The 11,697-nt window shown below is 60.5% G+C and carries 11 protein-coding genes; 10 read left to right on the forward strand and 1 reads right to left on the reverse strand.

What is annotated here, in order from left to right:
- Positions 1-23: 23 nt before the first annotated feature.
- From AC13RE_RS24535 to AC13RE_RS24580, 10 genes are all read left to right on the forward strand, one after another.
- Positions 24-1,442, forward strand: a complete 1,419-nt coding sequence (locus tag AC13RE_RS24535; RefSeq protein WP_488564859.1) for a pyridoxal phosphate-dependent decarboxylase family protein — start codon at positions 24-26, stop codon at positions 1,440-1,442.
- A 132-nt stretch (positions 1,443-1,574) separates the two neighbouring features.
- Positions 1,575-2,417, forward strand: a complete 843-nt coding sequence (locus AC13RE_RS24540) for a fumarylacetoacetate hydrolase family protein (RefSeq protein ID WP_015338182.1) — start codon at positions 1,575-1,577, stop codon at positions 2,415-2,417.
- Positions 2,418-2,704: 287 nt separating this feature from the next.
- Positions 2,705-3,982, forward strand: a complete 1,278-nt coding sequence (locus tag AC13RE_RS24545) for a polyhydroxyalkanoate depolymerase (RefSeq protein ID WP_488485816.1) — start codon at positions 2,705-2,707, stop codon at positions 3,980-3,982.
- A 319-nt stretch (positions 3,983-4,301) separates the two neighbouring features.
- Positions 4,302-4,739, forward strand: coding sequence for a DUF2852 domain-containing protein (locus tag AC13RE_RS24550; RefSeq protein WP_132719618.1), 438 nt, complete (start codon positions 4,302-4,304; stop codon positions 4,737-4,739).
- Between the two features lie 191 nt (positions 4,740-4,930).
- Positions 4,931-5,692, forward strand: a complete 762-nt coding sequence (locus AC13RE_RS24555; RefSeq protein WP_488485815.1) for a M48 family metallopeptidase — start codon at positions 4,931-4,933, stop codon at positions 5,690-5,692.
- 234 nt (positions 5,693-5,926) lie between these two features.
- Entirely contained in the window at positions 5,927-6,601 is a 675-nt protein-coding gene (locus tag AC13RE_RS24560) for a phosphoribosylanthranilate isomerase (RefSeq protein ID WP_488564860.1), read from the forward strand.
- Entirely contained in the window at positions 6,598-7,812 is a 1,215-nt protein-coding gene (trpB, locus tag AC13RE_RS24565) for a tryptophan synthase subunit beta (RefSeq protein WP_132719612.1), read from the forward strand. Before AC13RE_RS24560 ends, trpB begins: the two co-directional genes overlap by 4 nt.
- Before the next feature lie 10 nt (positions 7,813-7,822).
- Positions 7,823-8,662, forward strand: coding sequence for a tryptophan synthase subunit alpha (gene trpA, locus AC13RE_RS24570; protein ID WP_488564861.1), 840 nt, complete (start codon positions 7,823-7,825; stop codon positions 8,660-8,662).
- Between the two features lie 109 nt (positions 8,663-8,771).
- Positions 8,772-9,683 carry an acetyl-CoA carboxylase, carboxyltransferase subunit beta gene (gene accD / locus AC13RE_RS24575; RefSeq protein WP_015338192.1) on the forward strand — a complete coding sequence of 304 codons (912 nt, stop codon included), beginning with the start codon at positions 8,772-8,774 and terminating at the stop codon, positions 9,681-9,683.
- Between the two features lie 32 nt (positions 9,684-9,715).
- On the forward strand, positions 9,716-11,068 hold the full coding sequence (locus AC13RE_RS24580; protein WP_488485810.1) for a bifunctional folylpolyglutamate synthase/dihydrofolate synthase: 1,353 nt from the start codon (positions 9,716-9,718) through the stop codon (positions 11,066-11,068).
- A gap of 249 nt (positions 11,069-11,317) precedes the next feature.
- Here the strand turns inward: AC13RE_RS24580 and trxA are convergent, their stop codons facing one another.
- Positions 11,318-11,638: a thioredoxin gene (gene trxA / locus AC13RE_RS24585; protein ID WP_015338194.1), complete on the reverse strand. Its 321-nt coding sequence runs from the start codon at positions 11,636-11,638 to the stop codon at positions 11,318-11,320.
- Positions 11,639-11,697: the final 59 nt, after the last annotated feature.

Below are 11,697 nucleotides of genomic sequence, written 5' to 3' on the forward strand. Positions count from 1 at the left end.
CCGATGGAGCAGGGAGGATCGTCATGGATTGGGAGCAGTTTCGCCAGTGGTCGGAGAAGGCGGCTAATTGGGGCGCGGATTATCGTGCGTCGCTTCGCGACAGGCCGGTCCGGGCGAAGATGGCGCCGGGCGAGATTGCGGCTCATATAGCCGATTCTCCGCCGGAAACGGGCGAAGCCATGGAGGATATCTTCAAAGATTTTGAGAATATCCTGGTGCCCGGCATGACGCATTGGCAGCATCCGCGCTTTTTCGCCTATTTTCCTGCCAATGCCGCCCCCGTCTCGGTGGTTGCCGAATATCTGGTCAGCGCCATCGCCGCGCAATGCATGCTGTGGCAGACATCGCCCTCCGCAACAGAACTTGAAACGAAGGTCGTTGACTGGCTGCGCCAGGCCCTCGGCCTGCCTGAAACCTTCACGGGCGTCATTCAGGATTCCGCCTCGACCGCGACCCTTGCCGCTGTTCTGGTCATGCGCGAAAGAGCGCTGGACTGGCAGGGCAACAAAAACGGGCTTGCGGCCAACAAGGCAGTGCGCATCTATTCCACGGATCAGGTCCACACATCAATCGACCGCGCCATCTGGATTGCTGGCATCGGCCATGAGAATCTGGTGCGCATCCCCACCGGCGGTCCCAACAAGGCCATGGATCCGAAAGCACTTGCAGATGCGATCGAGCGCGATCGCGCGGCCGGGTTGCTGCCCGCCGGTGTCATCGCCTGCGTCGGCGGCACCAGCGTCGGTGCCTGCGACGATATCGCGGCCCTCGTGGAGGTCGCCCATGCGCATGGGCTCTATGTCCATGTCGATGCCGCGTGGGCGGGCTCGGCGATGATCTGCCCGGAATTTCGCACTCTGTGGCAAGGCGTCGAACAGGCCGATTCCGTCGTCTTCAACCCGCATAAATGGCTCGGTGCGCAATTCGATTGCTCCGTCCAGTTCGTTCGTGAGCCGGAGACGCTGGTCCGCACGCTGGCGATCCAGCCCGAGTATCTGCGCACGCACGGCCATGATGGCATCATCAATTACTCGGAATGGTCCGTGCCGCTCGGCCGCCGCTTCCGTGCGCTGAAGCTCTGGTTTTTGTTGCGCTATCACGGCCTGGAAGGATTGCGCACGATGATCCGCAACCATGTGTCCTGGTCGCAGAATCTGGCGATGCGCCTAGCCGCAGAGCCGGATTTCGAAATTGTCACCGAGCCGTTCCTGTCGCTGTTCTCCTTCGATCATAAGGCGCCTGCGGGAGTCGATCAGGAACAGCATACGCAGCGACTGCTCAATGCCATCAACAATGACGGCCGCATCTACCTGACGCAGACCCGCGTCGGCGGCCGGCTGGTCATCCGCTTCCAGGCCGGCCAGTTCGAGGCGACGGCTGAAGACATCAATACGGCCTTTGACGTCATCGTCGACATCGCAAGGTCATTATCCCCGAACTAGAAAAGCTGTTTTTCCAGCGCGGAGAGCCGAGCCATGCTAGGCTTTCGGAAATCGATTGATGACACTGGTGAATAACTCGTTCATATATGACGTCATCGATCTCGTCTTTGAAAATGCAGGGAAGGAAAATCCATGAAACTGTTGCGTGTTGGCGAAGTCGGCAAGGAAAAGCCGGCGCTTCTGGATAGCGACGGCAAGATCCGCGATCTCTCGGCCCATGTCGCCGATATCGGCGGCGAGGCGATTTCGCCGGCAGGTCTGGCAAAGATTGCGGCCCTCGATCCGAAGAGCCTGCCCGAGTTGCCGGAAGGCCGCCTCGGCGCCTGCGTCGCCGGTACCGGCAAGTTCATCTGCATCGGCCTGAACTTCTCCGACCATGCTGCCGAAACCGGCGCTACCGTGCCGCCGGAGCCGATCATCTTCATGAAGGCAAGCTCTGCTATCGTCGGTCCGAACGACAATGTGCTGATCCCGCGCGGCTCGGAAAAGACCGACTGGGAAGTCGAGCTCGGCGTCGTCATCGGCAAGAAGGCGAAATATGTCAGCGAAGCCGATGCGCTTGATTATGTCGCCGGTTACTGCGTTTCCCACGATGTCTCCGAGCGTGCCTTCCAGACCGAGCGTTCGGGGCAGTGGACCAAGGGCAAGTCCTGCGACACCTTCGGCCCGATCGGCCCGTGGCTCGTGACCAAGGATGAAATCGCTGATCCGCAGAATCTCGGCATGTGGCTGAAAGTCAACGGCAAGATGATGCAGAATGGCTCGACCAGGACGATGGTCTATGGCGTTGCCTACCTCGTCTCCTATCTCAGCCAGTTCATGTCGCTGCATCCGGGCGACGTCATCTCCACCGGCACGCCTCCCGGCGTCGGCATGGGCATGAAGCCGCCGCAGTACCTGAGGCCGGGCGATGTCGTCGAGCTCGGCATGGAGGGCCTTGGCACCCAACGCCAGACCTTCCTCGCCGATGCCTGAGCTCAGGAACTTTAACCTTTCGAGATCATTCTTGATGCCGGGGAAGCGATTCTCCGGCGTTTTTTATCGATAAGAACCAATTGTAGTTATGTTGCTCTGCAGCAAAAACTGCTAGGTTGGATTATAGGAAGGATGAGGATCACGCCCGAGGAGCGGTCATTATCCTGCTGCGCAGCGCGACCGGAGGAGTGTCGCAGTGAAGGCAGCGACACGCAAGACGCGTGCGCTTCAATGATTTAGGTGATTTGCGCGGCCGGATGCCCCGCATCACGAAAGGTAAAGCCCCCATGTTTTATCAGTTTTATGAACTCAATCATGCCGCTCTCGCCCCTTTTCGCGCCGCGGCGGACATGATGCGCCTGGCCTACGCCAATCCCCTTAATCCCCTTTCGCATACCGTATTCGGCCGCACCTTGACGGCGAGCCTCGAGGTTTTCGAGCGCACCACCCGGCGCTATGGCAAGCCGGAATTCGGCCTGCCTGAAACCGAGATTGAGGGCAAACGCGTCTCCGTGCACGAAAAGATCGTCTGGAAGAAGCCCTTCTGCAATCTCATCCATTTCGAGCGCAGCTTGCCCGCCGGCCATGGCGCCGATCCCCGCATTCTGATCGTCGCGCCGATGTCCGGCCACTATGCGACGCTGCTGCGCGGCACGGTGGAAGCCCTGCTGCCGGGTGCTGACGTCTACATCACCGACTGGATCGATGCGCGTATGGTGCCGATGACAGAGGGCACCTTCGATCTCGAGGATTATATCGATTACGTCATCGAGATGTTGCACCACCTCGGGTCGGATACGCATGTCGTCGCCGTCTGCCAGCCATCCGTCCCGGTTCTCGCAGCGGCGGCCGTGATGGAGGCGGCGGGCGATCGCCTGGCGCCGTCGTCGATGACGCTGATGGGTGGCCCGATCGATACCCGCATCAATCCGACTGCCGTCAACCAGCTCGCCAAGGAGAAGCCGCTGGAATGGTTTGCCGACAATGTCGTCATGAACGTGCCCTGGCCGCAGCCGGGTTTCATGCGGCCCGTTTATCCCGGCTTCCTGCAGCTTTCCGGCTTCATGTCGATGAACCTCGATCGGCACATGATCGCCCACAAGGACTTCTTCGTACACCTCGTCAAGAATGACGGCGAGCCGGCCGAGAAGCACCGCGATTTCTACGACGAATATCTGGCCGTCATGGATCTGACGGCGGAGTTCTATCTGCAGACAGTCGATCAGGTGTTCATCAAACACGCGCTGCCCAAGGGCGAGCTCATGCATCGCGGCGAGCGCGTCGATCCCTCCGCCATCCGCAACGTCGCGCTTCTAACCGTCGAAGGTGAAAACGACGATATTTCCGGCGTTGGCCAGACCCATGCGGCGCAAACCATCTGTACCAATATCCCCGATCATATGCGCATGCACTATCTGCAGCCGGATGTCGGCCATTACGGCGTCTTCAACGGCTCGCGCTTCCGCCGCGAGATCGCGCCGCGCATCCTGGCCTTCACCCGCGAGCATGCCCGTACCGGTCGGTCGGTTGTCAAGCGCGTCATCAAGGGCGGAAAGTCCGCCTGAGCGCAAGCAAAATCAATGGGATAGAGCGGTTCGGAGCTTGTTGAGGAACCGAACAGTTCCTGCTGGGCAAACTATTAGCTTTTGTTGAATTATCCAGGCGGATTCAAGTACTTGTGCGAATCCGCCTGGCGATCCCATTGAAGCCTCACGAAGAGGTTACCATCTCGATTCCAGCGGTACCGCAGTGATCGGGCCGTTTACCGCGCCGCGCGTCCTTGGAACGCGCTGAGATGCAGGTAGAGCTTTAAAAACCGCGCAGAAGCCTGACCATTGACCGGTCTCGGTCGAAGGGCGATGCGCCGTGCGAGGATACCTGACAATGAATCAATCTGCATTGCTTCGCCCGGATTGGACTCCGGCTACTATTGCCCTGATGGTGCTTGGCTTCGTGGTCTTCTGGCCGCTGGGCTTTGCCATGCTCGCCTATATTCTCTTTGGAGAACGTCTGCGGGAATTCAAACGGGATGTAAACGAAAGGACCGACGGCATGTTTGCTGGCTGCGGACGTCATCGCAATCGTCATCGCCACTCCTTCTCCACCGGCAACGTCGCCTTCGACGACTGGCGCCGGGCAGAGCTTGAGCGCCTCGAAGAGGAGCGCCGCAAGCTGGACGAGATGCGCGCCGAGTTTGACACCTATGTCCGCGAGCTGCGCCGTGCCAAGGATCAGGATGAGTTCGACCGTTTCATGCGCGAGCGCAACAGCGTCAAGCGCAATGACAATGGCGGCTCGCCGACTGAATTCCAGACGCCGTGACGGGAGTTCCGTCACGAGGTCAAAGCCGGCATCATCCGATGCCGGTTTTTCTTTGCCAGAATCTGCAAAGCAAGTCGCGCAAAAGTGCGCGGCGGTTTTGCGATGACGATATGCGAAAATCGAGAACCAAAGCGCAAGGAGCAAATCTGAAAGATTGCGACGCGCTTTGGCGAATCATATAAAACTGCCTCATGTTTCCGCTGCTCTCCAGATCCCGCAAACCGCAAGCCAAGTTGGCCGCGCCGGAAACGCGCACGCTTGATGTCGCCGGCCGGCTGATGCCGCTGACGATCCGTCAGCACGAGCGCGCGACCCGCATCACGCTCAGGATCGAGCCCGGCGGGCGGTCGCTGAAGATGACCATTCCACGTGGGTTGGCGGCACGCGAGGTCAACGCCTTCCTCGACCGGCATCAAGGCTGGCTGCTGACGAAGCTCGCGAAATTCTCCGTCGACAGCAGCCTGCGCAGCGGCAGCGAAATCCTTCTGCGCGGCGTGCGTCACCGGATCGAGCATACCGGCACTCTGCGCGGCCTCACCGAAGCCGTCACCATCGAGGGCATGCCTGTTCTGCGCGTCAGCGGCATGCCGGAACATGCCGGCCGCCGCATCGCCACCTTCCTCAAGAAGGAGGCGCGCGCCGATCTGGAAAAGCTTGTCGCTGTCCACGCCAAGACCATCCGCGCCAACGTCACGTCAATCACCATGAAGGATACCCGCAGCCGCTGGGGCTCCTGTTCCTCGCAAGGGAATCTGAGCTTCTCCTGGCGCATCGTCATGGCGCCGCCCTTGGTCATCGATTATCTCGCCGCTCACGAAGTCGCGCATTTACGCGAAATGAACCACGGCCCACGCTTCTGGGCGCTCTGCCGCAAGCTCTGCCCCGACATGGACGAGGCCAAAGCCTGGCTGAAGCGTCACGGAAGTCAGCTGCACGCGATTGATTTTGATTGAGCGGCATTCCGCCTGAGCAATGCTGGAGCGTGCCCAGGGCAATAGCCCCTCATCCGTCCTTTCACAGTTTCGCGTTGCTCAACTGTTCAAGTCCACCTTCTCCCCGCACGCGGGGCGAAGGTTGGGGTGAGGGGCGCTTTTCCTTGAGGTATGATGGCTCTGGAACCACGCAAAAATCCCGCCAACGTCGCCTTTAGGCTCGACTCTTGCGAAATTTCGTGTCACTCCGCTGCCATGAACCCCGATATCAAAATTTGTGGTCTGAAGACGCCGGAAGCGGTGGATCGTGCTCTTGAGCGCGGTGCCACCCATATCGGCTTTATCTTCTTTGAAAAGAGCCCGCGGTATATCGAGCCGGATCTTGCCGGAGCGCTCGCCGAGCGTGCCCGCGGCAAGGCGAAGGTCGTTGCCGTCACGGTCGATCCTACCAATGACGATCTCGATGAGATCATGGCACTGGTGAAGCCCGATATGCTGCAGCTTCATGGCAACGAAAGCCCGGAGCGTGTGCTGACCATCAAGGCGGTCCATAATGTCCCCGTCATGAAGGCCATGTCGGTGCGCGATGCCGACGATCTGAAGCGGGTGGAATCCTATATCGGCATTGCCGACCGCTTCCTCTTCGATGCCAAGCCGCCGGCCGGCTCTGTGCTGCCGGGCGGAAACGGCGTATCCTTCGATTGGAGCCTGATGAGCTGGCTCGACGATCGAGTGGATTACATGCTGTCCGGCGGCGTCAACAAGGACAACGTCGCCGAGGCGCTGGCTTCCACCAAGGCCAGCGGTATCGATCTTTCCTCCGCCCTCGAGAGTTCGCCGGGCGTGAAGGATCTAGGCAAGATCGACCAGTTTTTCGACGCGTTTACAGAAGCATGCCTGCCGGAACCGGCAGCAGGGAGTAGAAAGTGAACCAGACGCCCAAACCCAATTCTTTCCGCTCCGGCCCCGATGAGGATGGCCGTTTCGGTATTTATGGCGGTCGTTTCGTAGCCGAAACGCTCATGCCGCTGATCCTGGACCTACAGGAGGAATGGGCGAAGGCGAAGGACGATCCGGCCTTTCAGGCGGAGCTAAAGTCTCTCGGCACACATTATATCGGCCGGCCGAGCCCGCTTTATTTTGCCGAGCGCCTGACGGCCGAGCTTGGCGGCGCGAAGATCTACTTCAAGCGCGAGGAGCTGAACCATACAGGCTCGCACAAGATCAACAACTGCATCGGCCAGATCCTGCTCGCCAAGCGCATGGGCAAGACGCGCATCATCGCCGAAACCGGCGCAGGCCAGCACGGCGTCGCGTCGGCGACCGTCGCCGCCCGCTTCGGCCTGCCTTGCGTCGTCTACATGGGCGCAACCGATGTCGAGCGTCAGGCGCCGAACGTGTTCCGCATGAAGCTCTTGGGCGCCGAGGTCATTCCGGTGACAGCCGGCAGCGGCACGCTCAAGGACGCCATGAACGAAGCCCTTCGTGACTGGGTCACCAATGTCGAAGACACCTATTACCTGATCGGCACGGCCGCCGGCCCGCATCCCTATCCGGAAATGGTCCGCGATTTCCAGGCCGTGATCGGCACCGAAGCCCGCGCGCAGATTCTGGAGGCCGAAGGCCGCCTGCCGGATCTCGTCATTGCGGCCGTCGGCGGCGGCTCGAATGCCATCGGCATCTTCCATCCTTTCCTCGATGACGAGAGCGTCAAGATCGTCGGCGTCGAAGCCGGTGGCAAGGGTCTGCAGGGTGATGAGCATTGCGCCTCGATCACCGCCGGTTCGCCCGGCGTGCTGCATGGCAACCGCACCTACCTGCTGCAGGACGGCGATGGCCAGATCAAGGAAGGCCATTCCATCTCGGCCGGTCTCGATTATCCTGGCATCGGCCCGGAACATTCCTGGCTGAACGATATCGGCCGCGCCGAATATGTGCCGATCATGGACCATGAGGCGCTCGAAGCCTTCCAGACGCTGACGCGCCTCGAAGGCATCATCCCGGCGCTCGAGCCGAGCCATGCGCTCGCCGAAGTGATCAAGCGTGCCCCGAAGATGGGCAAGGACGAGATCATCCTGATGAACCTCTCCGGCCGCGGTGACAAGGATATCTTTACCGTCGGCAAGATTCTGGGAATGTGAGTTAGACGCCATGACCGCACGTATGGACAAACGCTTCGCCGCTTTGAAGGCTGAAGGCCGCCCGGCACTCGTCACCTATTTCATGGGCGGCGATCCCGATTACGAGACCTCGCTTGGCATCATGAAGGCGCTGCCGGAAGCCGGCGCCGACGTCATCGAGCTTGGCATGCCCTTTTCCGATCCCATGGCCGACGGCCCGGCGATCCAGCTTGCCGGCCAGCGCGCCCTGAAGGCCGGCCAGACGCTGAAGAAGACGCTGCAGCTCGCCGCCGATTTCCGCAAGGTCGATGCCGATACGCCGATCGTGATGATGGGCTATTACAATCCGATCTACATCTATGGCGTCGAAAAGTTCCTGGACGATGCGATCGCCGCCGGCATCGACGGCCTGATCGTCGTCGACCTGCCGCCGGAAATGGATGACGAGCTTTGCATTCCGGCCATTCGCAAGGGCATCAACTTCATCCGCCTGGCAACGCCGACCACCGATGACAAGCGCCTGCCGACGGTTCTGAAGAACACGACCGGTTTCGTCTATTACGTCTCGATGAACGGCATCACCGGTTCGGCATTGCCCGATCCCTCGCTGGTGTCGGGTGCCGTCGAGCGCATCAAGCAGCATACCGGTCTGCCGGTCTGCGTTGGTTTTGGCGTCAAGACGGCCGAACATGCCAAGCTGATCGGTGCGTCTGCCGATGGCGTTGTCGTCGGCACAGCGATCGTCAACCAGATTGCCACCAGCCTCACCAAGGATGGCAAGGCAACAGCAGACACCATCCAGGCTGTCGCCACCCTGGTGCGCGGCCTGTCGACAGGAACGCGTTCCGCCCGCCTTGTTGCCGCCGAATAGTTTTTCCATATAGGCCTCTCATCAATCCCCTGCGGATTGAGGGGAAAAGCCTATGGGCATTTGGTGACGACTAGGATATCGATTAATTCGGTCGATTAGGAGTTTCGAATTGAACTGGATCACGAACTACGTCCGCCCGCGGATCAATTCCATGCTGGGCCGTCGCGAGGTTCCGGAGAATCTCTGGATCAAGTGCCCGGAAACGGGCGAAATGGTCTTCCACAAGGATCTGGAAGACAACAAGTGGGTCATCCCTGCTTCCGGTTTCCATATGAAGATGCCGGCCAAAGCTCGCCTTGCCGATCTCTTCGACAACGGCGAATACGAAGCCCTGCCGCAGCCGAAGGTCGCGCAGGATCCGCTGAAGTTCCGGGATTCGAAGAAATATACCGACCGCCTGAAGGACAGCCGCTTGAAGACCGAGCAGGAGGATACGATCCTCTCCGGCGTCGGCAAAGTTCGCGGCCTGAAGCTCGTTGCCATCGTGCATGAGTTCAACTTCATCGGCGGTTCGCTCGGCATGGCGGCCGGCGAAGCTATCGTGAAGGCTTTCGAGCGTGCGATCGCCGAAAAATGCCCTGTCGTGATGTTCCCGGCTTCGGGCGGCGCCCGCATGCAGGAAGGCATTCTGTCGCTGATGCAGCTGCCGCGCACGACGGTTGCCGTCGACATGCTGAAGGAAGCTGGCCAGCCCTACGTCGTAGTTTTGACCAATCCGACGACCGGCGGCGTCACGGCCTCCTACGCCATGCTTGGCGACATTCATTTGGCCGAACCCGGGGCTGAAATCGGCTTCGCCGGCAAGCGCGTGATCGAGCAGACGCTGCGCGAAAAGCTACCCGAGGGCTTCCAGACCTCGGAATACCTGCTGGAGCACGGCATGGTGGATATGGTGGTCAAGCGTCACGACATTCCTGACACCCTGGCGACGCTTCTGAAGATCCTGACCAAGGCGCCGGCAAACGACGTATCGGTCAAGAATAAGAATGGCGCGGCACTGGCGATAGCAGCGAGCGCCTGACATTATCGATTGCCGACGGGCGGAGGTGCGGGATGACGTCTATGGACCAATCCGCAATGAGCGAGGCAGCACGGGAGATCGAGAAGCTCATGGGGTTGCACCCCAAGGGCTTCGATCTTTCTCTGGAGAGAATAACCCGGCTGCTCGACGCCCTCGGCAATCCTCATCAGAAATTGCCGCCGGTGATCCATGTCGCCGGCACCAACGGCAAGGGTTCCGTCACGGCCTTCTGCCGCGCGTTGCTCGAAGCCGGCGGCTATAGCGTGCACGTCCACACCTCGCCGCATCTCGTCAATTGGCACGAGCGCTATCGCATCGGCGTCAAGGGCGGCCGCGGCAAGCTCGTCGACGATGCTGTGTTTGCCGATGCGCTGAGACGCATCGCCAAGGCCAATGGCGGGCAAAAGATCACCGTCTTCGAAATTCTGACGGCCGCGACCTTTCTCCTCTTTGCCGAACATCCGGGCGATGTTGCCGTCATCGAGGTTGGCCTTGGCGGCCGTTTCGACGCCACGAATGTCATTTCCGATCCCGCCGTGTCGGTCATCATGCCGATTTCGCTCGATCACCAGCCCTATCTCGGCGACCGCGTCGAACTGATCGCTGCCGAAAAGGCCGGCATCATGAAGCCGGGCCATCCCGTCGTCATAGGCCATCAGGACTATGATGCGGCACTCGACGTGCTGATCTCGACGGCCGAGCGGCTCCGTTGTCCGACCGCCGTCTTTGGCCAGGATTTCTCCGCCCATGAGGAATACGGCAAGCTGGTCTATCAGGACGAGTTCGGCCTTGCCGACCTGCCGCTGCCGCGCCTGCCGGGCCGCCACCAATATGGAAATGCCGCTGCCGCCATCCGCGCCGTCAAGGCTGCCGGCTTCGTCGTGACCGAAGCGATGATGGAAAAGGCGATGACCTCGGTCGAATGGCCGGGCCGCCTGCAGCGACTGACGGAAGGTGAGCTGGTTGCGCATGTCCCGGAGCGCGCCGAGATCTGGGTGGATGGCGGCCACAATCCCGGCGCCGGCGAAGTCATCGCCGAGGCCATGGCGAATTTCGAGGAGCGCCAGCCGCGGCCTCTGTTTCTGATCATCGGCATGATCAATACCAAGGATCCGATCGGCTATTTCAAAGCCTTTGTCGGCCTGGCTGAAAAGGTCTATTGCGTGCCGATCCGCGGCAGCGAAGCCATGATCGATCCAGTCATCCTGGCGAATGCAGCCTATGATGCCGGCCTTGTCGCCGAACCCATGTCCAGCGTCGTTGAGGCGCTGGATGCGATCAAGGGTGCGGCCGCGCCAAATTCGCCTCCCCCACGCATTCTGATCGGCGGTTCGCTCTATCTGGTCGGCGATGTCCTTGCCGACAACGGCACGCCGCCGCGGTGATTCTGGCCGGGTGGTCAACCACCCGCCCTCGTGCTTCGAGACGGCCTGGGCCTCCTCAGTATGAGGGCTGACCTTCGCACCCAGCCGCTACGGGCTCATTTCTTCGTTGCCTCTGCGTTGCCATGGAGAGGAGCCTGCTCCATCCTCACCCTGAGGTGCGAAGCTTCGAAGGGCAAGGATGACCCGCTCTCTCCGCACCAACAAAAAACCCCGCCGAAGCGGGGCTCTTGTTCCTACAGTCGATACCGATCAGGCTGCGCTGGAGATCCAGTTCTGCAGGGCCGTCTTGGGAGCGGCGCCGACCTTGATGTCAGCGACTTCGCCGGCCTTGAACATGGCGAGCGTCGGGATCGAGCGAACGCCGAACTGGGCAGCCAGTTCCGGATTTTCGTCGATGTTGAGCTTCGCAACCTTGACCTTGCCTTCGAACTGCACGGCAAGCTCTTCCAGAGCCGGGGCGATCATCTTGCACGGACCGCACCATTCGGCCCAGAAATCAACGACAACAGGCTCTGCAGACTGCAGCACTTCGGTGGCGAAGTTGGAGGTATCGACTTTAACGGTAGCCATAGGCTGCTCCTTACCAGGATTTGCGGGTTGCTAGATATGTGATGGTGCGGTGCCCATAT

The sequence above is a fragment of the Martinezella sp. CNPSo 3959 genome (assembly GCF_057784355.1).